Below are 25,240 nucleotides of genomic sequence, written 5' to 3'. Positions count from 1 at the left end.
CACGCATTGATGAACTGACCGAACCATGCCGATCAATCTTCCCGAGCTGCTGACGCCGATCAGCGATGCGTCGCCCAGCGGCGACGACCTGCTGTTCTCGAACGAATTCGACGCGATCCAGGACGCGCGGCGCTACGACGATCCGACGCTCGACCAGGGCGAGTGGGTGACCGAGATCAAGGAGGCCGACTGGGGCTTCGTCGTCGATCACGCGGGCGAGTTGCTGCGCACGCGCACCAAGGACCTGCGGCTCGCCGTGTGGCTGACCGAGGCGCTCGCGCTGGAGGACGGCATCACCGGCCTCACCGAAGGCTATGCGCTGCTGGAAGGCCTGTGCCGCGACTATTGGGACACCGTACATCCGCTGCCGGAAGGCGACGACATCGAATACCGGCTCGGCAACGTTGCGTGGCTGTCCGGCCGCACGGCCGAGTTGCTGCGCGGCATCCCCGTGACGGAAGGCGCGTCGAACGCGTTCACCACGCTCGACTGGGAAGTCGCGCAGCATGTGGCGCAGGCCGTGAAGCGCGACCCCGAACACGCGGACGACATCGCGCGCGGCAAACCGTCGGTCGAGCAGGTCGATGCGTCGCGGCGCGTGACGCCGATCGCGTTCTACACGACGCTGCTCGCCAATCTGAAGGCGTTCGAGTTCTCGCTCGATGCGTTCGAGGAGCGGCTCGTCGAACGTGCGGGCGATTCGGCGCCGAGCTTCCGGCAGGCGCGCGACGCGTTCGAGACCGTGTACCGGCTCGCCGAGCGCTTTGCGCGCGAGCAGGGCTATACGGGCAGCGCGCCGCATGCGCCGTCGGCACCGCAGGCGCAGCCCGAGCGCCTCGAGCCGAGCTTCGGCGACGCGTTCCCCATCCAGGAGACCCATGTGCAGTCGCAGACCGCTCCGCGTCCTCCGATGACGCAAATGATTGCCGGCATCCAGAACCGCGCGCAGGCCGTCGACCAGCTGCGCGCCGTCGCGCGTTACTTCCGGCAGACCGAGCCGCACAGCCCGGTCGCGTATCTCGCGGACAAGGCCGCCGAATGGGCCGACATGCCGCTGCACAAGTGGCTCGAGAGCGTGGTGAAGGACGACGGGTCGCTGTCGCATATCCGCGAGCTGCTGGGGGTGAGGCCTGATGAGCAGTCGTGAGGCAGTCGTGGGCGACGGCTTCGAGACCTGAGAGCGCGGGCGGGTTCGCGATGAAGGAGGGCTGTCGCGATGCACGCGCCGCTCGCGGACCATTCTCTGCCGCGTTGCGAGTTGTAGCAGCAGGCTTGCTTTTCGTGTCGATGGCGGCGTGCAGCAAGTCCGATCCGATCTACACCAGCATTTCAACCGAGGCGCTGAACTACCTGCCGTACAACCTTGTTCGGTTCACGATCACCGATCAGTTTGGCAACAAGGCACGCGGTGGCGGTGATCTCGAACCTGGCGCAGGTGAAGGCAGCATCGCCTGCTGTTACTTGCTGAAGGGCACTGATTTCAAGGTTCAGTGGACCTATTACGATGCGGACGACTGGCGACCGGGCGAGCAGGTGAAGAAACAGCAGGCGGAGACGGACGTGTCGTTGCCGCCGACCAAGGAGCCGGATTCGATCGGCTCGCGCATTCTCGAGGTTCACTTCTACCCCGACCGTCATGTCAAACTGGCATTTCCCGGCGAGATGCTGGGCAGTACACGGTTGCCAATCGTGGACGTGTCGCGTGATCTGGCGAAACGATACGGCAAGCAGCTCGACAAGAAGTATCAGGACAACGACGCCCAGTCGCACCGCCGGATTTCGAGAACCGTTGCGGAAGCGTGGATCAAGTACCGCTTCACCGATCGCAGCGACCTTGAGCAATACGCGTATTACGCGCTTCTGGTGAACCCCCGGTTCGACGCGCACCCGGCGGTGCAGAAACTCATCCAGTCAGGCAAGGGGAAGCCGGGCGCATTCGCGAAGGCGGCGGCCGTCCTGTCGCCGACGGTTGTGAAAGAGCTCGGGCAGAACCGATTCCAGGCGGTAGCGGTGCCGTCGATTCCCGCGGGGCTGGTGCCGCCGCCACGTGAGGACAATAGCCATGGCCGGAGCTAACGATCGAAACGCCATTCGACTCGATCCGGACGGCGGGCTGTACTCGAACATCTCGCGTCGTTTCGATGCGCACCGCACCAACATGGACATCGACCGTCACGTGAATCAGTTCTGGTTCCAGCTCTACTATTCGCACCCCGGGACGAATCTCAACGCGGATGCCAAGTCGAACGTCCGGCTCAATGTCGACCTCGCCGCGGGGAAAATGACCGGCAAGAAGGTTCTCGATGCAACGCGTGCGCGATTCGACAACGCGACATGGGATGCGATTCGCAATGCGCATCAGCGGGACTCGTTGGGGGTGCTTTGTGGCGTGGCGTAGGTCGGCGCTGGGTGTGTTCCTGCTTGCGGCAGTTTTGAGTGCGTGCGGGAAATCGGAGCCGGTGTATAGCGGGATTTCGGTAGTGGGCCGGAATTATCTGCCCTACAACATGAATGGATTCACGATCACTGACGCTTATGGCAACAGGGCAAGCGGCGGCGGTGACGATCCGCCCGGTGCGGGCGGCGGGAGTGTCACGTGCTGCTACAAGCTCAAGGGTTCGGAGTTCACGGTCAAATGGAAGTACTACGACGCAGACCGATGGACGATGGATGACGCGTACGAGCGGCAGGTCGAGACAAAGGTCGTGATGCCGCCGTCGACTGTTCCCGAGAGAGTCGGGACCCGTATTCTCGAGGTTCATTTCTATCCGGACCGTCACGTCGAGTTCCAGTTTCCAGGCGAACTTCTGGATGATGCGCGCATCCCGATCGTCGACGTTTCCCGATGGATGGCAACTCGTTACCGGGCGCAACTGGACAAGAAATTTGCAGATACGGACGGGCAGTCGCATCGACGCATCGCACATGCAGTGGCCGCTGCGTGGTTGAAATACCGGCTGACCGATCGGCGCGATCTCGAGCAATACGCGTACTTTGATTTGCTTGTGAACAGCCGATTCGATTCGCACCCGGCGGTTCAGCGCATCTTGCAGACTGTCGCCGGTCAACCCGGTACGTTTGCGAAGTCGATGCAGGCTCTGCCGAACAACGTGCTGTCCGCATTGGCGAGCGGCAGCTTCGAGCCCGTCGCTGTCCCGGCGATTCCCGACGGCTTGCTGCCGTTACCACGTGTGGACGAAGTGCGACGTGGGTGATTGCGCGGAGAGCGGTGGGGCCACGGGAGAAGGGTGCCTTGCGCGACAGGCGGCACGACATCTATGCACGGGATACGCCGTCAGCGCATGTTGGACAATATTCGGACACAAAACATCAGCGAATAGCGCGACGAGCTTTTCGTCGCTGGCGAGTCGTGTCCTTGTAGGGTACCTGCTCGTGTTGGACATGGCGGCATGCGGCAAGTCGGAGCTGACATAGCCGAAACCACGTACGGAGGAGAGGCCGCATGGCTGAGAAAATCAAGCTCGCGCATCTCTATCCGAAGAGTGACTGCATGCCGTGCGATGCGACGATTCGCATGAGTTTCTTCTTCGATGCCCTGGGCCGCAATGCTGATCGCGCGGAGTGCCTGAGCGAGCTGGCGGAGCAACGAGCGACGACTCTGCTGGATTACTTGAAACAGGCGAACGATCAGGGAATGCCCGATCCTCGGGCTACATACCACGGCGATCAGCCGCGTCACATGTTTGGAGGCAGCCAAGCAGAATCCGAAACCAGTCGTTCCGTATGCGTCATGAACCGCTGACGCGACTGCATGCTCGCCGCGTTTTGCGCTTTACCGCGTCCCTTTTGCGCTCCTCAATCCACGGCAGCAGCGAAATACCCACCGCACACAACATCAACCCGCCGACCACAGCGAACAGACCGAACCCGATTTCCCGTACCCACGCCCCGCCCGCCACCACGTCGTTTCGCCGGGCAATGCCCGGAAACATCGACGAAACACGCAGGCCGTCGTTCGCGGCCGCGTTGCAGTACGTCTTCGTGAACGCAACAAGCTGTTCGTGGCTGAGGTTCGAGGCGGCCGAACGCGAATACACCGGCGACCCGGCAGGCTGCCACGTCGTATCGTACTGCTGCGTCTGTCCCACGCCATAGCGGAAGAGGGCGCGCGCCTCCCATGTCACACTGGATTTGCCATATCGCAGCGACACCTCACATCGCTCGACCATGGCGGGGACGTGAGGCCACGCACGAGCGCGAACGAGGATGGCCGAATTGATCGTGGCAGCTGCACCCGCCAGCACGAGGAAGCCACCGGCTAACAGAAGAATGGCCGACCGCAAGCAGCGCAGTGCGTATTTCACTGGAATATGGCTGGATTCAGTAGCCGGCCGGTCAGGCGACCGACTTGTTGACACTGCGGAAGCAGAATGGGGCGTGCGCAATCCGCGGAACGAGTCTGCCGGTATCCAGCCCCCGGTTCGCCATGTCGCGGAATCGCCGCCTACTGCCCCACCCGAAACTCGATCCGTCGATTCCTCGCCCGTCCGTCCGCCGTATCATTCGGCGCAATCGGCTGATCCGGCCCGACTCCCGTCGTCGTCATCTGCTGCGGCGGGATGCTCTTCGTGATCAGATACCCCTTCACCGCATCCGCGCGCGCCTGGCTCAGCGCGATGTTCGACGTCCGGTTCCCCGAGTTGTCGGTGTGGCCGATGATGTCGACCGTGCGGTTCTGCAACTTCGACAACGCAGCCGCCATCTGATCGAGAATCTGCCTGCCTTGCGGCGTGAGCGTCGCGCTGCCCGTCTCGAACTCGATCGTGCGGTTCGCGAGCGTCTGGTCGAGCAGCCCCTGCTCGGACGCCGACACACGCAACCCGTTCTTGATCGTATACGTCGGGTTCAGCGTGTTCGCCATGTCGCTCGCGAGCTGCTGGCGCTGCGCTTCGTTGTGCACCTCGCCCTTCACCTCGATCTGCGTGCCGTTGATCTTCAACTGGCCCTTGCTGATCTGCTTGAGCTGCGCGCCGAGCAGTTTCTGGACGTTCGCGCTCCAGTTCGGCGGCGTCGCGACGTCGCCGACCTCGATCTGGTCGACCACGTTCGCCGCGCCGTAGGTGTCGCGCAGCTTTTGCAGCACGGCGGCCTTGGTCGCCTCGTCGGGCACCTTGCCGCCGGCCACCACCTGGCCGGGCGTCGCGTTCGCGGGCGGCGGCGCGATCGTGCCGGCCGTGCCGTGCACCACCGTGCCGGACCCCGCGGCCGGTGCGGCGGCGGGATTGGAATTCGCGGGCAGGGCGGCGGTCGCGACCGTGCCGTTGCCGACCGGCGTGACGGTCGCGCCGCCCGTGTTCTGCGCGTAGGCCGCGCCGCTGCCGATGAGCCCGGCGGCGACGAGGGCGGCCACGAAGGGCGAGAAGTGCGACAAGCGCGCCCGGCGGACGTGAATCGTGCGTTGCATCGCGTCAGCCTCCGATGAACGCTTCGCGGAATGCGTCGATGGCGACGCGCAGCGAGAGTTGCGGTTGGTCGAGGTAGCTGACGAGCTTGCTGATCTGATGATCGTTTTGCGCATGGGCGTCGATCCACTCGGGATCGTCGATGTCGATGTTGTGGGCGGCGTAGGTCTGCGGGTCGACGACGCTCAGCAGCGTCTTCGAAGACGCGCCGTTGAAGCCGATGATCAACCGCTCGCGCTCGGCGATCGAGCCGATGAAGATCGCGAGCTCGAAGTCGGCCTGCGCGACGAACGGAGCGATCAGTTCGAGCCAGAACGCGGCGACGAGGCTGCGATAGAACGGATCGACCGGCAGCGGCAGCGTGAGGCCGCGCTCGATGTGCGACGAACCGCTCTGCATCACGGGCCGCAACAGCGAGCCGAGCGCGAGCATCGCCCCGCGCAGCCGGACCGGATGGCCGCTTTCGAGCAGCATCTGCTGCAGGCCGTACAGCGACTGGTGTTCGATGAAGTCGTTGAAGGTGCCGTCATGCGACGTGCCGGGGCCGCCGACGTCGATCGGCACCTGCGTGTCGCCGAGCGCCTGCAGCGCGCCGGGCGGCTCCTCCTTGGCCAGCAGCGGCGGGATCTGCGCGGCGACGCGCGACCACAGCCGCGCGAACGCGAGCGGGCTGCGCGCGAGGAACGCGAGCGGCCGGTCGACTTCCAGCGCGGTCGCGCCGAGGAACGGGAAGCGGCGCATCGACACGTCGTGGCTCGCGACCATGTGGCCGGCGATGGCTAGCTTGCTGCGCGAGCCGAGGAACGCGAAATGCATCGGCTTCGCATCCTCGTAGACGATTTTCCAGCGCGGATCTTCCGCGAGCAGTTCGAGCGCCTGCGCGATCCAGCGATCGAGCGTCTGCAGCAACTGCGGATTGTGCGGGCTCTTCACGAAGTCGCCGCGCGACGGAATCTTGCCGAAGTAGGCGATCTGCGCCTGAACGGTTTGCGTCATTGCGCCCCCTGTGCATTCGTTGCGGTGGCGGCCGTGACGGCCGGTGCCGCGGCCGGCGCGCCGGTGCCGGCCTGCGTCGCGTTCTGTGCTGCGCCCGCGCTCGCGTCGGCGACCGACGACGGCAGCTGCAGGCCGCGCAGGCTCTGCTGCTGCGGCTGGTCGCCGCCGCCGCTCGTCGGCTGCGACGTGCTGATGATACGCATCGTCACCGACACGTTCACGCTGCCCTGGATCCACGTGAGGTCGAAGGTGCCGTCCGGACGGCGCTTGCGCTGCGCGGAGTTGATCAGCTTCTCGAGACCGTAGCGGCCCGGCTCGTTGACGAGCTGCACCGTGCGGCCGTCGAAGGTCGTCGCGGACAGCGTCGCGCCCGGCGACCCCTGCGGGTTCGGCCACACGAAATTGGTCCACTGCGGCGGCGTGTTGCGGTAGCGCAGTTGCTGGCCGTCGATCGCGATCGTGTATTCCGTCGTGCCCGTGCTCGGCTGCGGCAGGATCTGGAACACGGTCTGCGGTTCGGCCGCCGCGGCCGCGCCGCCTGCGGCGCCGCCGGCGAGCGGGGCGACCCAGCGCGCGAAGCCGTTCGTGAAGTCAGGCGTGAGGCCGATGCCCATGTCGCCCCACGTGCGGGCCGCGAGCGTGTCGCCGCGTCGCACCGCGAGCGGGCCCAGCGTCGTGCCGACGAACTTGGCGATCGCACCGTCCGGGCCGAACACCTGCGCGATTTCGCCTGCGCCGGCCTCGACCTTCGCATTCGCGGCGAACGGGTACTTCGTCGCGAGCGAGCTCTGGAACGGCTGGTAGACCTGCGCGTTCCACACCTTGTTGACTTCGGCGCTGGCCGGCTGGATCACTACCGAGAACGCCTGCATCAGCGGGCGTACCAGCAGCGGACGCAGCGACTTGCGTTGCGAATCGGTGAGGCCGGTCAGCATCTGCTCGTCGACGAACTTCAGCGAATCGGCGAGTTCCGAGCCGTTGCCGTCGAGCGTCTGCTGCATCAGCTGGCGCGCGCCGGGGCCGGGGTCGCCCTGGTTCTTGATCACGTTGAAGCGCGTGCGCACCTTCGACAGCGAATCCATGTAGCCCTTGAGCATCGACGTGCCGTCGTGCGTCGCGACGATCCGCGCGAGCCCGATGAACTCCTGGCCGATCGGACCCATCGGCACCTCGGCCGGATTGCCGTTGATGTCGATGTTCGCGGCCGCCATCTGGCCGGCCTGCGAGCGCGTGAACAGTTGCTTGACCCAGTTCACGACACCCGTCTGCGCCTTCTTGATCGTCACGTTCGCGAGCGACGGGTTGTCCCACGACGTCTGGTCGTACGCGGTCTCGAGGATCTTGCGGATCGGCGAATCCTGCGGATCGCCGAGGCGGTTCATCCCGTCGACGGCCTGGCCGAAGCTGCTGAAGCCCTGCACCGCGATGCCCTGCATGAACTTCTGCCAGTGCTGCGCGTACTCGGTCTTGTACATCCCGACGAGGGTCTTCTGGATCTGCTCGGGGCTGCCTTCCAGCGTCAGGTCGTCCTGCGTCGACGTGTTCAGCACCCAGTCCTTCGCCTGCAGTTCCTTGGTCGCCGCGTCGCGGATCGCCGGCTGCACGTAGTCGAACCATGCCTCACGCGTGAACGTGCCCGGAATCGCGTAGCTGCCGGCGACCAGCCCCTGGTTGCCGTCGCCGACGATGCGCGCGATGGTCATCGGCGCGAAGCGGGTCGACGCGCGGGCCTTGATTTCCTCGTAGACGCGCTGGCGGGCCGGCATGCCGCGCACGACGCGGCGCAGGTTCTCGCGGGTCTGGTCGACGAGCGCGAGGTTCGCGTCGATCATCGGCCAGTCGTCGTCGGTCACGCGCGACAGATAGAACGAGATCATGCGCTCGGCGCTCTTGATCATCTCGTCGCGCGGCATGTTGCCGCGATTCGTCTCGAGCCAGCCGCGCCAGAAGCGGGCGAGCTGGTCGGTCAGGTGCGCCTGTTCGACATGACGCTTGTCGGACAGCATCAGGTAGGTCTTCAGCGCGTTGTACGCGTCCTGCACGTTGGTCGGCGACGCGTCGCTGTACAGCCCGCCCTGCGGCGCAGCCGGCTGTTGCGGCGCGGCGGCCATCGCGGCGGATGCGCCTTGCGCGGCGCCGGCCGGCGGTGCGGCGCCCGGCGGGTTGGTCGAGACCGGCACCGCGCCGCCCTGCACGGCACCCGATTCGGGCGGGCGCGTCATCGGCACGAGCTGTTCGGGGTGCGCGTTCACGTCCTTCATGAACGACGCGAGGTTCTGCGAGACCGGCGCGAGCAGGATCTGGCGCACGCCGTTGTAGTACTCGGTCAGCAGATGCTGCTCGAGACGGTCGCCCTGGTACAGGCCGAGCGACACCGATACCGGCTTGTCGCGGCGGAACTGCTCGAGCTGTTCGATCCGGTCTTCCAGGATGTCCATCGCCTGCAGACGCGACTGCAGGTCGTTGCGGCCCTGCTGAAGGCGTGTGACGTTGTCGAGGTCGGCCTGCACGTTCGCGACGAGCTGCTGGTTGCCGATCGTCGACCAGGTCCAGCCGCCGAGGGCGAGCGCGAGGGCCGCGACGAAGCCGAAGAAGGTCGCGTAGCGCAGCCGGGTCTTGGTCGGGCTCGCGAACTGGCGCACGGTCTGGCGGTCCGCGAAGATCACCTTGGAGAACAGGTCGCGCAGGAAGAAGCCGTTCTTCGAGAACGCGCTGTGCGGCTTCGGCAGCGCGCTCGCGTCGAGGCCGAAGCGATGCGCGATGCGCTGCGCGGCGGCGCTGTTGGTTTCGCCTTCCTGCAGCGCGCTGGTGAAGTAGAAGCCGCGGAAGATCGGCTTGTACTGGAACGGGTTGTTCTCGAACAGCGTCGCGAGGAACGCGCGCAGCGACGGCTTGATCGTCGAGAATTCGAGCGGGAAGCTCAACTGGCCCGGCGACAGCTGGTTGCCGCGCGACAGCGACAGCTGCGCGACGCTGATCTCCTTCAGCCCTTCGTACAGCTCCTCGAAGCGCTCGTCGAACAGCGCGACGACGTCGCGCTTCTCGTCCGGCTCGTAGGGCAGGGTGGCGCCCCACACGCGGTCGTACTCGTGCTTGTCGCTGCTGCTGAAGAATTCGGTGAAGCCGGTGATCAGGTCGGCCTTCGTGAACATCACGTAGACCGGCGCGAACACCTCGAGCTTTTCGGTCAGCTCCTGAACGCGCTGACGGAGGTTTTTCGCGAGGTTGATCGCAAATTCGGGGCGGTTGCCGGTGAGTTCGGCGATGCTCGCGGTGACGATGATGCCGTTGATCGGCGCCTTCGGACGGTAGCGTTTCAGCAGGCCGAGGAAGCCGAGCCATTCGCTGCGGTCTTCCTCGTGCACCGAGTAGCGGCCGGCCGTGTCGAGCAGGATCCCCTCGGTCGTGAAGAACCAGTCGCAGTTGCGCGTGCCGCCGATACCGTGGATCACGGCGCTGTTCTTGTCCGCGAACGGAAACTGCAGGCCGGAGTTCAGCACGGCGCTGCTCTTGCCCGCGGCCGGGTTGCCGATCACGATGTACCACGGCAGTTCGTACAGCGCGGAGCCGCCCGACACCTGACCGATCTTCGACGTCTTGATCGTCTTCACCGCGTCGGACAGGCGCGTGCGCAGCACGTCGAGATCGGCGGTCTTCGAGTCGGGCGCGAGCGCGGCCGCGGCCGGCGCGGCGATCTTGCCGGTTTCCGCCTGCTCTTCCAGCACCTGGCCGAGTTGCTGGTTCGCGCGCTTCACGCGCCAGCGGCGCCACAACGCGACGCCGAGCCACAGCACGAGGATCGCCGCGAAGGCGAGCGCCGCCCACAGGAGCGGCAGCTGCAGCATGTCGGCGACGATGAAGAGAATCGCCGCTAGCGCGACGATCCCGACAATCGAGAGCGTACGCGGATGAGTCAGCACGTTGAGGATGCGTTGCATAGGACGTTCAGGTTCCGGTGCGATTCAGTGAGGCGACGCAGGCGCGCCGAGCGGCAAGGGTGGCGCTGCGATGTGTCGCCATGCTGTCAAACGGGATGAAGGGGGCTGGCATCAATGCGCCCGCGGCATCGGAGAAGGCGCGCGCAATAACGAAAGGACGCTGTGAGAATTAAAACGGATGCGGCGGCCTGAAAAAATCGCGCACCGGAATGCCCGATCGATTGCGCCGCCCAAATCGTTTCCTGCCGGGTGATTAAAAAGCCCCATGCCGCCCTCATTATTTCTTGTTCGGCAGCCGTGACTAGCTGCCGCGTCCCAGTTTAAAACCGGGTTTATGGTATTCCACGTGCCCGAGATCCATCATCTTCCATCGGCCGCCCCAGGTCAGTCCGACCTGCTCGGCAACCTGGCCGTACAACTGGTAGCCGCGCATCGCCCACGGATCTTTCTCGGAAATGACCAGCTTGCCGTCGCGCAGGAACGCGTTGTCCGTCGCGAGCCCGAACTGGTGATAACTCTGGAAGGCCGCCGCATTGGTCACGTTGGTGCCCATCTGCGCGAGCCGGTTCTGCCGTTCCGGACTCCGATAACCTTCCAGCAGCGCCATCTCGTAACCATATTGTTCGTGCATGATCTTGTAGACCAGCAGCAAACGCGTACGGAAATCGGGATCCAGCAGGTTCCAGTCGCGGCTCGCATCCTTCAGCGCCGGCCGCACCTGTTCGACTTCCTTCGTGGCAAAGACTTCCGGCGGCAACGGCGGCGGCGGCACGAGTTGTTCGCCCTGCAACAGCGCGGCGATCTTCTCGTCGGGCACGCGCGCCGTGTCGTCGTACTGAAATAATTGCCGACCGCGTAACGCAATGGCCACCAATGGCGGCGTCGCAAGAATACCTGCCGACACCATAATCATCAAGCGCCGCCGAACCAGTAAATTTTGCACGCCACTTAATGCGCCGCGCGTCGCGGTTGCCGATTTAACAATTTGACTGCGCGTGCGTGCGGCGCGATCGTTCGCGCGGCGCGTCATGCGGCCGTGAAACTGGGCGACCGATTCGAAAACGGTCGCCCGGATACCCGGTAAAAGCAACAGGGCCGCGACCGCGACGGCGAGGGCGAAATAGGCGACGAGTGCGACGGCAATCAAGGAAATCCCCGGAAATTGGAATTGATTGTGTTTTGCAATGCTTGCTCTTAGAATCAGGCTGCCTTGAGAGGCCGGGCTATATTATCGCGGTGAATTAAACCAGGATTCAATGAGACGCTGAATGAGTGCGCCGGAAAATTCAAATTCGAAAACCCCGCCCAGCCTGCTGTCCGATACCAAACCGGCAGGCGGGGGTGGGCCGCAGCAATCGCGCATTCTCGCGAATCTGGAAGGACGTGTCACGCCGCCAGCCGAGGCCCCGCGCCGTTCGCTGAAGGGGCCGATCGCGGCCGTCGTCGCGCTCGTGGTCGCCGTCGGCGGCTGGGGCGCGTGGCGCTGGCAGCAGCAATCGGGCGAGCAGGCCGTCGTCGCCGCCGCGCCCGTGCCGGCACCGGCGAAGGTCGAGACGGCCAGCGGCGGCGCCCCGCAGGTCGCGCAGAATGCAGCGTCGGCCGCGCCCGCCGCGCAACCCGCGACGATCGTCAATGACGATGCCGCGTCCCAGACCGTTGCGTCCGCATCCTCTGCGTCGGGCGCCGACAGCAGCCGCTTGTCGCGCGCGCTCGCGAGCGGTGCCGACGATGCGTCGGGCGCAGCCACGGCAGGCGCCGCCACAGCAGGCGCTGCCACGGCCGCCGCCGCAGCGGCGACGAAAACGGCGAAGGCCGACACCGCGAAGGGCGACAAGATCGCCGCACGCGGCAAGGCCGATGCGAAGGCCGAAACGAAGGCGGATGCCCGCAAGCATCACAAGGAACAGCAGGCGGAGCTCGCGCAGGCGAAGAAGCGTCGCGACGCGACGACCCGTACCGCGAGCGCGAAGGCGTCCGGCAAGGACGATCCGGATGCGGATCTGCTCGCCGCGCTCGTCGCACGCACGAAGCCGGCCGACAAGAAGGCCGCCGCACAGAAGGGGCAGGCCGTGCCGACCAAGACGGCCGCCACGACGGGCGGTTCGCTCGCATCGCGCGTGAAGGATTGCTCGGAGCGCGGTTTCTTCGAGGATCAGCTGTGCCGCTGGCGCGTCTGCGACGGCCACTGGGGCAAGGATCCGGCCTGCCCGACCGCCGCGCAGTCGGAGCCGCGGCAGTAATCTTCGGCTTCGCGCCGGCTCGCTTATCGCACATGCGCCGCCCAATGGGCGGCGCATTGCTTTTTGGGATAGGCTGACGAGGCCGGGACGGGGCGTATGTGACAGTGTCACGAGAACGTCACATCCGTCGGGCATACGTTTCGTTTCTTTTCCCGGCGTGGCGCCGCGATGCGCGATGCGCGGCGCGGCGCGCGCCGCACGACCTTCGACACGATGGACCTGATCGTACAGACTTACGGTGCCGATACGTCCGGCATGGTATGCGGATTCCGCTTCGTCCCGGGCGGAGCGGGCGTGATGCTCGACGCCGAAGCGGCCGCTGCATGGCTGCGCACGTGCCGCGCGCGCGATGCGAGCGCATCGGACGATTTCGTCTGGCTGCACTTCAATCTCGCGCACGGCGCGAGCGAGCGCTGGATGCGCACGCACCTCGGATTGCCCGACAGCTTCTTCGAATTCCTGCACGAAGGGTCGCGCTCGACGCGCATCGAGCAGGAGGACGGCGCATTGCGTGCGATCGTCAACGACGTGATGTTCAACCTCGAACTGACGCCGTCGGAAATCGCGACGCTGTTCGTCCACGTCGAACGGCGCATCATGGTCACCGCGCGGCTCAAGCCGCTGCGCTCGGTCGACACGTTGCGCGCGGGTGTGCGCGACGGCGAGCGGTTCCGGTCGCCGGTCGAACTGCTCGTGCACCTGCTGCACGACCAGGCCGACCTGCTGATCCAGATCATGCGGCGCACGAGCGTCGACGTCGATCGCATCGAGGATCGCTTCCTGTCGCAACGGCTCACGTCGAATCGCGTCGAACTCGGCGCAATGCGCCGCACGTTGACGCGCCTGCAGCGCATGCTGGCACCCGAGCCGGGCTCGATCTTCCGGCTGCTCGCGAAACCTCCCGCGTGGCTGCATCCCGAAGACGTGCAGGAGCTGCGCGAGTCGACCGAGGAGTTCTCGCTCGTGCTCGCCGATCTGTCCGGGCTCAACGAGCGGATCAAGCTGTTGCAGGAAGAGATCGGCTCACGCCTCGACGAGCAGAACAACCGGACGCTGTTCACGCTGACGCTCGTCACCGTGATCGCGCTGCCGATCAACATCGTCGCGGGCTTCTTCGGGATGAACGTCGGCGGCGTGCCGTTCTCCGAGAACAAGCACGGCTTCTGGCTGATGGTGCTGCTCGTCGCGGGCTTTACCGCGCTCGCCGCGTGGTGGGCGTTTCGTCGGCGCGACGATCGCTAGTTAGCCCTTGCCGGTGCGGCGCGAACGATACCGATAAAAAAACAGGCCCCGCATTGCGGGGCCTGCCGAAGGACGTGAGGACTTGAACGCCGGCCGGCGCCGCGAACCGCGCGGCACCGGCCGGCCGGACAACGTTACTGAACCAGCGTCTTGCGCGGCTTGAACATGCCTTGATAGCGCAGCGACGGACGTTCCTTCGCCGTCGGCGCGATGCCGCCGAAGCTCGGCGTCTGGCGCAGCTTCATCGCGGCCGGCGAAGCGACCGAGCCGATCGACGTCGAACGCGAAGCCGGCGCGAGGTTGTTCGCGACGAGCAGCGCGGCCTCGCTCTTCAGGTTCGCGAGCAGCACCGGATCGGTCGAGCCGTTGACCTGCGTGAGCAGGCCGCTCCACGCGGCGTCGCTGTAGTTCACGACGTAGTAGTCGAGACCGCTCGGATCCGCGACCACGCCCGTGCAGCCGTCGATCCGCGTCTGCGCCTGCGTATCCTTCAGCGCGAGCGTCGTGTGTTTCGCGAGACCCTGGCCGTACGCGAGCGTGATCGGCACCGTCCATTGCAGGCCCGGATACGCGTTCTTGTTCGGGAACGGCTGCTGTTTCAGCGTGACGATCGTCTGGTTCTTCGTCATGTCGCACTGCGTGTCGAGCGAGATCAGCGGCACGCCCGTCTGGCGCACGTAGCTGTCGCCGATCGGGCCGACCGACTGGCCGCTCGCCTTCGACAGCGCATCCCACAGGCGCTTCGGCGTGCCGTTGCCGAACGAGTAGTCGACCAGATACTGCTGCAGGCCCTGGCGCAACGTCTGCTCGCCGAGATAGTTCTCGAGCGTCTTCAGCACGTGGCCGCCCTTGTCGTACGTGAACGCGCTCGCGCTCAGCACGAAGTCGTTCGATGCCCAGTCGTTGAAGTTCGGCGCGACCGGGAACGCGTTCGGGCCGATGTCGCGATTGATCACGCGGTACTTGTTCTTCACCTGGTCGAGCCAGCTGAACTCGTCGGGGAAGAACTGGATCGTGGTCTTCGTCTCGAAGAACGTCGCGAACGACTCGTTGAGCCAGACGTTGTCCCACCAATCGGTCGTGACGAGGTCGCCGAACCACTGGTGCGCGACTTCGTGCGTCAGCACCTCGTTACCGTAACGCGACATCGGCTGGCCCGGCTGCGGCAGGATGTCGTCGGCGAACTCGAGGATCGACCCCCAGTTCTCCATCCCGCCGAAGTTCAGGTCCTTCTGCTCCTTGAACGCGTCGTTCGCGGCGACCGTATCGAACTTCGTCAGCGGCAGCGGGATGCCCGTGTAGCGGTAGTAGTAGTCGAGCGCCTGCTTGGTGCGGTCCATCGCGGGCTTCGCCCAGTCGCTCATGCCCGGCGGCGTGAACACGCGCAGGTGCAGGCCGCCCTTGCCGCCCGGCAGCGGGCTCGAGAAATCGTCCTCGTAGGTGTCGAACATGCCGCCGCCGAAGAACAGCAGGTACGACGGCATCGGCGGGGTCTTCTCGAACTGCACGAGCTTGTAGCCGCCGCCGACGTTGGTCGCCGGCTTCTCGGCCGCGTTCGACACGACGCGCCAGCTTTGCGGCACTTCGGCCGTCACTTCATAGGTCGGACGGAACGCCGGCTCGTCCCAGCCCGGGAACCATTGGCGCGACAGGTTGGTTTCGCCTTGCGTGAGGATCGCGCCGCTCGTCTTGCCGTCGGTGCCCTTCAGGTCGACGCGGAACACGCCTTCGGCGGCCGAGCAGCCCGGATATGGATCGTCGCCGCAACTGCCGCCCGTCTGCGTGGCCGGATCGTCGTACGACTTGAAGTTGATGATGCCCGACCACTCCATGTGCAGCGAATAGTTGCCCGGCGCGATCGTGCCGGCGGCGGGGCGCAGCTGGTAGAAGTCGCCCTTGTCCTGCGGCGTCGCGATCAGCTGGATGTTGCCCGGCTGCAGCGTGATGCGGCCGTTCGTGAACTTGATCCGGTGGCCGGCGATCACAATGTTGTTGACCGGCTTCAGCACCTTGATTTCGACGTCGGCGCGCCCGTCGAACGCGTCCAGCGCGTCGTTCGGGCGGAACCACAGCCGGTAGTTGACCGGTACCACGGTGTCCGGCAGCTCGACAGGCGACACGCTCTTGTCGACATTGGACGCGCTCGGCGGCGTGTTGGCGGCGGGCGCCGAGCCCGAGTGCGGCGCGCCGGCCGAGCTGAGTGCGGAAGCCGAGCCCACGCCGCCGTCGTCGCCGCCGCAACCGGCGAGTACGAGTGCGGCGACCAGCGGTAGATAACGCATCTTGTGAATGTTGATCGACATGACTGAAACCTCGATTGTTGAAAGAATCGTTCAGTGCTGCGAAAACGCCGGCAAAGACAATCCCTCGCCGTTAATCAGCGGCGATGAGAAATGCCAATGACGGATTATTCGAAAAGACGGTCAGTCGACTACGTGAAGGTAATCATCGTTTACTGCCCCCTCTGTGTTTCCGGATGTCGGTTAACTTGCCGGTTCAAAATGGCCGTGCGCGTGTTGTACTGAATTGATTTCGCGCGCACGAGACGCGGCCGCCCGCCCTGCATGGGCGTGCATTCCCTTTGAACCAACGACCCACGGGGCCGGCCGTACCAGGCCGCCGGACGGAAGGACGGCGTGTCGCCGTTCCGTAAAATCGCCGTCATGCGGCATCAAGGTTTGTCGGCCTGCTCGAAGGATGCGTAAATATACTTGATGGTTTTGGGTTAGGGAAACGAAAAAATTAGAAAGTGACTCAATTGAATTTTCCATGTGCCATTGAATGCCGGCGGGCATTAATTCACTTTCCGTTTAGTCGCCGCTTTCCGTAGTTTTAATCTATTAACGATCGCGGCGCTACGCGAAAACTACGAAGTCCGGGGCGGCGGGGGCGCGCTCGGTACAATGCATCGACGACCTGTCGATCGATTGCCGCAAGGAGGCCAGCCGATGCCACGAGCCCTGTTCCTTACCGCGCCGCTGCGCGCCGTGCTGCTGCTGTTCGCCGCCGCGTTCGTGCTCGGCGGTTGCGCGGGCTTCACGCGCGAGCCCGTAAGCGTGTCCGTCGCCGGGCTCGACCCGCTGATCGGGCAGGGCCTCGAGATGCGCTTCAGCCTGAAGCTGCGCGTGCAGAACCCGAACGACGCGCCGATCGAGTACGACGGCATTTCGGTCGCGCTCGACCTGAACGGCACGCCGTTCGCGAGCGGCGTCAGCGATCGCTCGGGCGTCGTGCCGCGTTTCGGCGAGGCGGTGATCGATGTGCCGGTTTCGGTGTCGGCGTTCGCCGCCGCGCGGCAGGCGTGGAACCTGCCCGGCGCGGCGGCCAGCGGCGAGCTGCCCTACGCGCTGCGCGGGCGGCTCGCGGGCGGTGTGCTCGGCAGCGTGCATTTCCGGGACGCGGGCACGTTGCGCATGCCGACGACGCCGGGATGGGGCGGGTAGACGTGCCGGCAACGTCGGCCAAATGTCACGAAAAGTTGACGAATTGACAGTCTTCAACAGTCTGCTTGGCGGAAGTTGGATTGTGGTGGTTACGGCTCCTACACTGGTCAATGTCCGAGGGTCGGACGTTCTTTTAGGAGAGTAACCACATGGCTGCAAAGTTCGAGATCAAAAAGGCGACGAACGGTCAGTACTTCTTCCATTTGAAGTCGGCGAATGGCGAGATCATCCTCGCGAGCGAGCGGTACGAGGAGAAGCGCGGCGCGCAAACCGGCATCGCTTCCGTCCGCGAGAATGCGCCGCTGGACGAACGTTATGAGCGGAAGGTCGCGCACAACGGCGAGTACATGTTCAATCTGAAGGCCGCAAACCGCCAGGTTATCGGTACGAGTGAAACGTACAAGAGCACGCAAGGCCGCGACAACGGGATTGCTGCCGTCAAGCGCGACGCGCCTGTCGCAGAGACTTTCGATCTCGCCTGATAGACGATCGTGCCGCGGCAAACGCCTTCGGGCGGGCGCCGCGGCCCCTGTTTTTGCGAGGCCGGACAAAGCGCGGTATGGTGTCGTCCGCGCGGTGAATTCTCGCCGCCTGTCTGAAGCCAACCGTAGCCGAGCTCGCGTGACCGATTTCCCCGTTTTCCACTGGACCGACGCCGACGGCGCCGAACAGGCCGTGCGCTGGCGCTCCGAAGCCGGCGTGCAGCCGCCGAAGCGCGCCGTGCCGGCCGACGATCGCCTTACCGCCGATGCCGCGTACCGCCTCGCATGCGAGGGCACCGCGCTCGTCTGGCAGGGCGACTTCCAGAATGCGCGCCAGCTCGTGCAGGCGATGGCCCGCCGCGTCGAACGCAAGCCGAAGAAGGCGAAGGCCGCGGCCGGCGCCGACGCATTCAACCTGCACCGGCTCGCGCAATCGCAGCGCGCCCGCACGCTCGGGATGCTGCTGATCCCGCTCGATGCCGACTACACGATCCCGCTGCGCCGCGCGCCCGACGTGCGCGCCGCGTGCGAGGAAGCGTACGGGCCGGGCGGCGCGCCGTCGGTCGTGTCGCTGCGCGAACTGCTCGGTCTCGTCGGCGCGCACGAATGGCGCAAGAAGGGCGTGCCGATTCCGGCGCTCGGCGGCGCGCCGATCCATCCGCATTACGGCGTGTTCTCGCCGGTGCGCGGCGAATACGTCGAACTCGTCGCGCGCGCGCCGCTGCCGGCGACGTCGCTCGCGTTCGACATCGGCACCGGCACCGGCGTGCTCGCGGCCGTGCTCGCATCGCGCGGCGTCGAGCGTATCGTCGCGACCGACCAGGATCCGCGCGCGCTTGCGTGTGCACGCGAGAACATCGCGCGGCTCGGCCACGCCGATCGCGTCGAGGTCGTCGAAGCCGATCTCTTTCCGGTCGGCCGCGCGCCGCTCGTCGTGTGCAACCCGCCGTGGGTGCCGGCCCGCCCGAGCGCGCCGATCGAATATGCGGTCTACGATCCCGACAGCCGCATGCTGCGCGGTTTCCTCGCCGGGCTCGCCGAGCATCTCGAACCGGGCGGCGAAGGCTGGCTGATCCTGTCCGATTTCGCCGAGCATCTCGGCCTGCGGCCGCGTGAAACGTTGCTGCAATGGATAGACCAAGCCGGTCTCGTCGTGCTCGGCCGCGAAGACATCCGCCCCGCGCATCCGAAGTCGACCGACGCGGACGATCCGCTGCACGCGGCACGCCGCGCCGAGCTCACGTCGCTCTGGCGGCTCGGCGCGCGGGCCTGATCGCGCATTTTCGGTAAACTGTCGCCATTCCTCACGAATTCACGCCGCCGGGCCGTGGTCACCCGACCATGGCCCGGCGCCGCTTCACGATGTCGAACAAGACCCACGAAATCCGTCCGGAGCAGTCCGTCGAGCTGTTGAAGGAACTGCACATCCTGACCCGCGACGGCAAGCTGAACCAGGACAGCCGCCGCAAGCTGAAGCAGGTCTATCACCTGTTCCAGTTCATCGAGCCGTTGCTCGCGAGCGTGCAGGCCGACAAGGGCGCCGTCACGCTCGTCGATCACGGTGCTGGCAAGTCGTATCTCGGCTTCATCCTGTACGACCTGTTCTTCAAGCAGCAGCCGGGGCACGGCACGCCGGCGTTCGCGTCGCACGTGTACGGTATCGAGACGCGCGAAGAGCTCGTCACGCGTTCTGCGGAACTCGCCGCGCGACTCGGGTTCGGCGGGATGTCGTTCCTGAACCTGTCGGTCGCCGATTCGATCACGTCGCCGAAGCTGCCCGAAACGGTCGATGTCGTGACCGCGCTGCATGCATGCGACACGGCGACCGACGACGCGATCCGTTTCGCGCTCGCGAAGCGCGCGCGGCACATCGTGCTGGTGCCGTGCTGCCAGGCGGAGGTCGCGGGCGTGCTGCGCAGGCACAAGGGCAAGTCGCTCGCGAATGCGCTGACGGAAGTGTGGCGGCATCCGCTGCATACGCGCGAATTCGGCAGCCAGATCACCAACGTGCTGCGCTGTCTGCAGCTCGAGGCGCACGGCTACCAGGTCAGCGTGACCGAGCTGGTCGGCTGGGAGCATTCGATGAAGAACGAGCTGATCATCGCGCAGTACAAGAATCTGCCGCGCCGCAAGCCCGGCGAGCGGCTGAACGAGATCCTCGGCATGTTCGGGCTCGCCGAACTGAACGAGCGCTTCTTCGTGCCGGCGCCCGCGGCGGCGGAAGGCGAGGCCGTCGAGCCGGCCGCGGACTGAGGCCGACTGAGGCCGACTGCGGTCGACTGACGCGCGCGGCCCGTCGGCCGCGCGGTGGCCGGCCGTCGCGCGACGCGTCAGACGTCGTCGCCCGGCCGGCGCATCCATTCACGCCAGCCGTCGTGACCGAGGCGGCGCAATGTTTCCTGGTTTTTCTCGTAGATCGCGGACGCGTCCGGAAACGCGTCGACCGCGCGCGCGATGCTGTCCTCGCGCAGCAGGTGCAGGATCGGATACGGTGCGCGGTTCGTGTAGTTCTCGATGTCGTCGGCTTCGCTGCCTTCGAACCGGTACTCGGGATGGAAGCTCGCGATCTGCAGCACGCCGTCGAGCCGCAACTGCCGCACGAGCCGCTCGGCGAAGAACAGCGCATCGTTGTAGTCGACGAAATCCGCGAACGCGCGCGGATAGATCACGAGCGTCGTGTCGACCTGCTGCGGATCCGCCGCCTCGAGCGCGCGCAGCTCGGTTTCGAGGTCGGCGAGTGCGTCCTCGAGCGTCGTCGCTTCGCTGATCGCATAGCGCACCTGTTCCTTCACATAGACGCTCTTCGCGAACGGGCACAGATTGAGCCCGATTACCGCGCGCGCGAGCCAGTGCCGCGTGGCGGCGAGGATGTCGTCGTGCGAGTCGGGGCGGGCGTCTGTCATGGCGAAGGCAATCGGGCGAAGCGGCAGCGAGGGCCGCATTGTAGCTGGAGCGGACCGGAGGGGTTCGGGCGTGCGCCGCCCGTCACGCGCAGCCGGCTTCGATCAGCTGCGTGACCAGCGCGGGCGCGGTGCCGATCGGCGTTTCGCCGTGCCGATACGTCTGGCTGGCCGCGTAGATGCCTTCGACCACCAGCGCGAGCGCATCGGCGAGCGCTTGCGGCTGCCGTGCGCCGGCGCTTTCGCACAATGCGACGAGCCGCTTCATCAGCTGTTCCTTGTTCTGCGCGACCCGCTCGCGCGCCGGGTGCGACGCATCGGGGAATTCGGCCGCGACGTTGACGAACGGGCAGCCGCGATAGTCCTTCTGCGTCGCGCGCGCCGCGAGATCGACGAAATACTGGATCAACTGCGCCTTCGGCTGGCCCGGATGCTTCGCGATGCTCGAATCGAAGCGCTCGAAGAAGCACGCATCCATCCGCTCCAGATACGCGAGGATCAGCTCGTCCTTCGACGAGAACTGGCGGTACAGGCTCATCTTGTTGACGCCCGCGAGTTCCACGACCGCCTCGACACCGACCGCGCGCACCCCTTCCTTGTAAAACAGCTCCTCGGCGGCGCGCAGCAGATGTTCGTGCGCCGCGGCCGCGGCGATCGGCCGGCGCGTGCGGCGTGCCGGCGGCTTGTTGACGGCCTCGCTGCCCGACATGATGACCCTCGACTGCGTGATGGAATTGCTTGACATGTTACCGACTGGTACCTACGATCGCAACACACTTGTGACCGAGCGGTAACAATGCCGGTCGGATCAACAGACAAATGCCACGTATCGGCCCGGGTCAGCCGATGCAGCGTGCGGCGGAGGTGGCCTGGTGGTGAGGCGGGGCGGGCGCGCGGGCGCCGGGCCGGCAACTGGAGAGCGACAACATGAATTGGGTGGTGACACGAATCGGCGGGCGCTTCCACTACGGATGGCTCGCGGCGGCGGTGGTTTTCCTGATCCTGCTGGCGGCGGCCGGCACGCGCGCGACACCGAGCGTGCTGATGGTGCCGCTCGAGCGCGAACTCGGCTGGAGCCGCGCGACGATTTCGCTGGCGATTTCGGTGAACATCGCGCTGTACGGCCTGACGGGCCCGTTCGCGGCCGCGGCGATGCAGCGTTTCGGGCTGCGGCCGACGATCCTGACCGCGCTGGTGACGATGGGCGCGGGCGTCGCGCTGTCGTCGATGATGACGCAGAGCTGGCAGATGGTCGTGATCTGGGGGCTGATGGTCGGCTGCTCGACCGGCGTCGTCGCGTTGACGCTGTCCGCGACCTTCGTCACGCGCTGGTTCCATGCGCGGCGCGGCCTCGTGATGGGCATCCTGACCGCGAGCACGGCCACCGGCCAGCTCGTGTTCCTGCCGATGCTCGCGGCGATCGCGCAGCGCCACGGCTGGCGGCCGGTCGTACTCGTCGTCGCGGTCGCGGCCGCGATCGTGATTCCGCTGGTCGCGTTCCTGCTGCCCGAGCGGCCGGCCGACGTGCAGCTGCGCCCGTACGGCGAGCCGGCCGATGCGCCGGCCGCGCCCGACGCGACGAAGGAGAACCCGCTCGCGGTCGCGTTCCGCACGCTGCTGATGGCGAGCCGCTCGCGCGACTTCTGGCTGCTGTTCTTCAGCTTCTTCATCTGCGGCGCGAGCACCAACGGCTATGTCGGCACGCACCTGATCGCGATGTGCAGCGACTACGGGATGACCGAAGTGCAGGGCGCGTCGCTGCTCGCCGCGATGGGCGTGTTCGACCTGTTCGGCACGACGCTGTCGGGCTGGCTGTCCGACCGCTACGACAACCGCGTGCTGCTGTTCTGGTACTACGGGCTGCGCGGGCTGTCGCTGATCTACCTGCCGCATGCGTTCGGCATCGATTTCTTCGGGCTGCCGCTGTTCGCGATGTTCTACGGGCTCGACTGGATCGCGACCGTGCCGCCGACCGTGCGGCTCGCCACCGATGTGTTCGGCAAGGCCGCGGCGCCGGTCGTGTTCGGCTGGATCGTCGCCGGCCACCAGCTCGGCGCGGCATTCGCGGCGCTCGGCGCAGGGTTGCTGCGTGCGAGCCTCGGCACCTATACGATCGCGTCGATGATCTCGGGCGGGCTCTGCATCGTCGGCGCGCTGATCGTGCTGCGAATCAACCGCGGCCCGTCCCGCGCCGCCGCGCAGGCCGCCTGAGCGGCGCTCGGCCGGCCCGTGCGCGGCTGCGCGGCGGGAGGCGGCTGCGTCGAGGAAGCCGAGCCGTCGTTCCGAGGCGGGACGGCAGACGCGGCATCCTCCAGCCGAACGGAAGTTGGGCGGCCGGTCAATGCAGGATCGGTGATTTGCATTGCGCGGGACGATCGGGCGCGTGATGGCTCAAGCGGTTATGCTTGCGGTTCGGCGCGCGTTCGCGCCCCTTCATCGATGTCAGCGAGGAACCGCATGTCTGTCAAACCTGCTCCCACCACTGTTTCGATTCACGACCTGATCGCGGGCCGCTGGAGCCCGCGCGCGTATTCGGACGAGCCGATCAGCGCCGCCGATCTGCACGCGGTGCTCGAAGCCGCGCGCTGGGCGCCGTCCGCATACAACGCGCAGCCGTGGCGCTTCATCGTCTTCGATCGCACGCAGGACGAAGCAGCGTTCAAGCGCGCATTCGCGACGCTGGTGCCGTTCAACCAGGCGTGGAATGCGCCGGCGCCGGTGCTGATCGCCGTGACTTCGCACACGCTCACGCCGAAGGGCGAGCCGGCGTCGACCGCGCTGTACGACGCGGGCGCGGCCGCGATGTCGCTGGTGCTGCAGGCGCACGCGCTGGGCCTTGCCGCGCACCAGATGAGCGGCTTCGACGCGAAGGCGTTCCGCGACGCGTTCGAGATTCCGGCCGACGTCGCCATTCCGGCGCTCATCTCGCTCGGCCACTACGGCAACGTCGACAAGCTCGATCCGGTGCTGCGCGACCGCGAAAAGGCGCCCCGCACGCGTCACGCGCTCGGCGAGGTCGTCTATGCGGGCGCATGGAAGAAGGGTTTCGAAGCGGTAGCCTGATTCCCCGGGCAGGCGGCGGGATGCGTTTGGCCCCCGACCGCACCTGTCGCCCCTGACGCGCCTGCCGGCGCGCCCCATCTCCGCCCCTCGGGGCCGGTTGCGCCGTACCGCTGGCCGGCCTCGGTTGTGATCCGGCGGGCTTCATGTTAAAAAGCCCGTCCTTTCCGTTTTCCGCGCCGGCCATGCTGCGGCACCTTCCGATGACTTACTGCGCGATCGATTTCGGCACGTCCAATTCCGCCGTGGCGTTGCCCGACGGCGATGGGATGCGCCTCGCGCCCGTCGAGGGCGACCATCTGACGCTGCCCACCGCGATCTTCTTCAACAACGACGAGCAGACGGTCGAATACGGCCGCGCGGCGCTCGCGTCGTATATCGACGGTTTCGACGGCCGGCTGATGCGCTCGATGAAGAGCATCCTCGGCTCGCCGCTCGCGGAAACCACGACCGATCTCGGCGACGGCAGCGCGATGGCGTACACGGAGATCATCGCGCGCTTCCTGACGCACCTGAAGCGCAAGGCCGAGGCACGCGCGGGCGCGCCGATCGGCCGTGCGGTGCTCGGCCGCCCGGTGTTCTTCGTCGACGAGGATCCGCGTGCCGACCGCCTCGCGCAGGACCAGCTAGAAGCGGCCGCGCGGTCGGTCGGTTTCACCGACGTGCATTTCCAGTACGAACCGATCGCGGCCGCGTTCGACTACGAGTCGCGCCAGCAGGCCGAACGGCTCGTGCTGGTTGCCGACATCGGCGGCGGTACGTCGGACTTCTCGCTCGTGCGCGTCGGGCCGGAGCGGATGGCGCGCCTCGAGCGCAAGGACGACGTGCTCGCGCACCACGGCGTGCACGTCGCGGGCACCGATTACGACCGCCGCGTCGAGCTGGCGGCGATCCTGCCGGCGTTCGGCTATCGCGCGCTCGATCCCGAGGGGCGCGAGCTGCCGAACCGAATCTACTTCGACCTGGCGACCTGGCACCTGATCAACACGGTCTACACGCCGAAGCGGCTGGGCGAGCTGAAGCTGATGAAGCATCTGTACCAGGACGGGCGGCAGTACGACCGGCTCACGCGTGTGGTCGAACAGCGGCTCGGGCATGCGCTGATGGCACGCGCGGAAGAGGCGAAGATCGGCGTGGCGGCGGGCGGGGAGACGATGATCGACCTGAACGACGTGGAAGAGGATCTGCAGATCGCGTTCGACGCCGAACGCCTCGTCCATGCGAGCGTCGACGACACCGCGCGCATCGTCGACGCCGCGCGCGAAACGGTGCGGCTGGCGGGCGTGGCGCCGCGCGACCTCGGCGCGCTGTATTTCACCGGCGGCTCGACCGGGCTCGCGTTTCTGTCGGGTGCGCTCGCCGGCGCATTTCCGGACGCGCAGCCGGTGTTCGGCGATCGCCTCGCCAGCGTCGCGACGGGGCTCGGCATTCACGCGCAGCGGCTGTTCGGCTGAACGAAGATAAGCCGGACGGGCAGCGGCAGCATCACTGCCGCGCCATAAAACAAAAAGCCCCG

Annotated in this window: 22 protein-coding genes; 14 read left to right on the top strand and 8 right to left on the bottom strand. The window is 66.3% G+C overall.

Annotation, left to right across the window (positions count from 1 at the left end):
- The first annotated feature begins 25 nt into the window (after positions 1 to 25).
- From tssA to SB771_RS29650, 5 genes are all read left to right on the top strand, one after another.
- A complete protein-coding gene (gene tssA / locus SB771_RS29670) occupies positions 26 to 1,147 on the top strand; it encodes a type VI secretion system protein TssA (protein WP_175661916.1) in 1,122 nt (373 codons plus the stop codon).
- A gap of 50 nt (positions 1,148 to 1,197) precedes the next feature.
- The gene (locus SB771_RS29665; protein ID WP_244096849.1) at positions 1,198 to 2,076 is read left to right on the top strand and encodes a DUF3304 domain-containing protein; all 879 of its coding nucleotides are present in this window, start codon (positions 1,198 to 1,200) and stop codon (positions 2,074 to 2,076) included.
- On the top strand, positions 2,063 to 2,398 hold the full coding sequence (locus tag SB771_RS29660) for a hypothetical protein (RefSeq protein ID WP_244096850.1): 336 nt from the start codon (positions 2,063 to 2,065) through the stop codon (positions 2,396 to 2,398). The genes SB771_RS29665 and SB771_RS29660 overlap by 14 nt, the downstream gene beginning before the upstream one ends.
- Positions 2,352 to 3,215, top strand: a complete 864-nt coding sequence (locus SB771_RS29655; protein ID WP_410721227.1) for a hypothetical protein — start codon at positions 2,352 to 2,354, stop codon at positions 3,213 to 3,215. The genes SB771_RS29660 and SB771_RS29655 overlap by 47 nt, the downstream gene beginning before the upstream one ends.
- Positions 3,216 to 3,463: 248 nt before the next feature.
- Positions 3,464 to 3,763, top strand: a complete 300-nt coding sequence (locus SB771_RS29650; protein ID WP_175661917.1) for a hypothetical protein — start codon at positions 3,464 to 3,466, stop codon at positions 3,761 to 3,763.
- Here the strand turns inward: SB771_RS29650 and SB771_RS29645 are convergent.
- The 5 genes from SB771_RS29645 to SB771_RS29625 form a co-directional block, all read right to left on the bottom strand.
- Positions 3,750 to 4,325 carry a hypothetical protein gene (locus SB771_RS29645; protein WP_175661918.1) on the bottom strand — a complete coding sequence of 192 codons (576 nt, stop codon included), beginning with the start codon at positions 4,323 to 4,325 and terminating at the stop codon, positions 3,750 to 3,752. The two genes, SB771_RS29650 and SB771_RS29645, sit on opposite strands and share 14 nt — an antisense overlap.
- Positions 4,326 to 4,465: 140 nt before the next feature.
- The gene (locus tag SB771_RS29640) at positions 4,466 to 5,425 is read right to left on the bottom strand and encodes an OmpA family protein (protein ID WP_175661919.1); all 960 of its coding nucleotides are present in this window, start codon (positions 5,423 to 5,425) and stop codon (positions 4,466 to 4,468) included.
- A gap of 4 nt (positions 5,426 to 5,429) precedes the next feature.
- Complete coding sequence (tagF, locus tag SB771_RS29635) at positions 5,430 to 6,419, bottom strand: type VI secretion system-associated protein TagF (protein ID WP_006755789.1); 990 nt, start codon at positions 6,417 to 6,419, stop codon at positions 5,430 to 5,432.
- Positions 6,416 to 10,357 carry a type VI secretion system membrane subunit TssM gene (gene tssM, locus SB771_RS29630; RefSeq protein WP_175661920.1) on the bottom strand — a complete coding sequence of 1,314 codons (3,942 nt, stop codon included), beginning with the start codon at positions 10,355 to 10,357 and terminating at the stop codon, positions 6,416 to 6,418. The genes tagF and tssM overlap by 4 nt, the downstream gene beginning before the upstream one ends.
- Positions 10,358 to 10,658: 301 nt before the next feature.
- On the bottom strand, positions 10,659 to 11,504 hold the full coding sequence (locus SB771_RS29625) for a M15 family metallopeptidase (protein WP_041491077.1): 846 nt from the start codon (positions 11,502 to 11,504) through the stop codon (positions 10,659 to 10,661).
- 121 nt (positions 11,505 to 11,625) lie between these two features.
- On the opposite strand from SB771_RS29625, the gene SB771_RS29620 reads away from it, so the two are divergent.
- Both SB771_RS29620 and SB771_RS29615 read left to right on the top strand, forming a co-directional pair.
- Positions 11,626 to 12,597: a phage tail protein gene (locus tag SB771_RS29620; RefSeq protein ID WP_175661921.1), complete on the top strand. Its 972-nt coding sequence runs from the start codon at positions 11,626 to 11,628 to the stop codon at positions 12,595 to 12,597.
- A gap of 213 nt (positions 12,598 to 12,810) precedes the next feature.
- Positions 12,811 to 13,839 carry a transporter gene (locus SB771_RS29615; RefSeq protein ID WP_011655835.1) on the top strand — a complete coding sequence of 343 codons (1,029 nt, stop codon included), beginning with the start codon at positions 12,811 to 12,813 and terminating at the stop codon, positions 13,837 to 13,839.
- Positions 13,840 to 13,973: 134 nt separating this feature from the next.
- Here the strand turns inward: SB771_RS29615 and SB771_RS29610 are convergent, their stop codons facing one another.
- Positions 13,974 to 16,142 (bottom strand): M1 family metallopeptidase, encoded by a 2,169-nt coding sequence (locus tag SB771_RS29610; RefSeq protein ID WP_175657406.1) that lies wholly within the window; start codon positions 16,140 to 16,142, stop codon positions 13,974 to 13,976.
- Between the two features lie 645 nt (positions 16,143 to 16,787).
- On the opposite strand from SB771_RS29610, the gene SB771_RS29605 reads away from it, so the two are divergent.
- The 4 genes from SB771_RS29605 to SB771_RS29590 all read left to right on the top strand — a co-directional run bounded on the left by SB771_RS29605 (position 16,788) and on the right by SB771_RS29590 (position 20,017).
- The gene (locus tag SB771_RS29605; protein WP_175661922.1) at positions 16,788 to 17,282 is read left to right on the top strand and encodes an LEA type 2 family protein; all 495 of its coding nucleotides are present in this window, start codon (positions 16,788 to 16,790) and stop codon (positions 17,280 to 17,282) included.
- Positions 17,283 to 17,431: 149 nt separating this feature from the next.
- Entirely contained in the window at positions 17,432 to 17,764 is a 333-nt protein-coding gene (locus SB771_RS29600) for a YegP family protein (RefSeq protein ID WP_011655839.1), read from the top strand.
- Between the two features lie 139 nt (positions 17,765 to 17,903).
- Positions 17,904 to 19,037: a methyltransferase gene (locus SB771_RS29595; protein ID WP_175661923.1), complete on the top strand. Its 1,134-nt coding sequence runs from the start codon at positions 17,904 to 17,906 to the stop codon at positions 19,035 to 19,037.
- A gap of 89 nt (positions 19,038 to 19,126) precedes the next feature.
- Positions 19,127 to 20,017, top strand: coding sequence for a class I SAM-dependent methyltransferase (locus SB771_RS29590; protein WP_175661924.1), 891 nt, complete (start codon positions 19,127 to 19,129; stop codon positions 20,015 to 20,017).
- 77 nt (positions 20,018 to 20,094) lie between these two features.
- Here the strand turns inward: SB771_RS29590 and SB771_RS29585 are convergent, their stop codons facing one another.
- Together SB771_RS29585 and SB771_RS29580 are read right to left on the bottom strand one after the other, a co-directional pair.
- On the bottom strand, positions 20,095 to 20,667 hold the full coding sequence (locus tag SB771_RS29585; protein WP_175661925.1) for a DUF1415 domain-containing protein: 573 nt from the start codon (positions 20,665 to 20,667) through the stop codon (positions 20,095 to 20,097).
- Positions 20,668 to 20,749: 82 nt separating this feature from the next.
- Complete coding sequence (locus SB771_RS29580) at positions 20,750 to 21,373, bottom strand: TetR/AcrR family transcriptional regulator (protein WP_175661952.1); 624 nt, start codon at positions 21,371 to 21,373, stop codon at positions 20,750 to 20,752.
- A 218-nt stretch (positions 21,374 to 21,591) separates the two neighbouring features.
- On the opposite strand from SB771_RS29580, the gene SB771_RS29575 reads away from it, so the two are divergent.
- The 3 genes from SB771_RS29575 (at position 21,592) to SB771_RS29565 (ending at position 25,178) form a co-directional block, all read left to right on the top strand.
- Positions 21,592 to 22,875 carry an MFS transporter gene (locus SB771_RS29575; RefSeq protein WP_175661926.1) on the top strand — a complete coding sequence of 428 codons (1,284 nt, stop codon included), beginning with the start codon at positions 21,592 to 21,594 and terminating at the stop codon, positions 22,873 to 22,875.
- 246 nt (positions 22,876 to 23,121) lie between these two features.
- Positions 23,122 to 23,727 (top strand): nitroreductase family protein, encoded by a 606-nt coding sequence (locus SB771_RS29570; protein ID WP_175661927.1) that lies wholly within the window; start codon positions 23,122 to 23,124, stop codon positions 23,725 to 23,727.
- 200 nt (positions 23,728 to 23,927) lie between these two features.
- Positions 23,928 to 25,178, top strand: coding sequence for an Hsp70 family protein (locus SB771_RS29565; protein WP_165750826.1), 1,251 nt, complete (start codon positions 23,928 to 23,930; stop codon positions 25,176 to 25,178).
- Positions 25,179 to 25,240 lie beyond the last annotated feature (62 nt).

Origin of the sequence: Burkholderia sp. SIMBA_051, from assembly GCF_046534915.1 — a bacterium.
GTDB classification, from domain to species: Bacteria; Pseudomonadota; Gammaproteobacteria; order Burkholderiales; family Burkholderiaceae; genus Burkholderia; species Burkholderia ambifaria.
The sequence above is the reverse complement of the archived record's forward strand: the minus strand, read 5'-3'. Positions and strand labels throughout refer to the sequence as shown.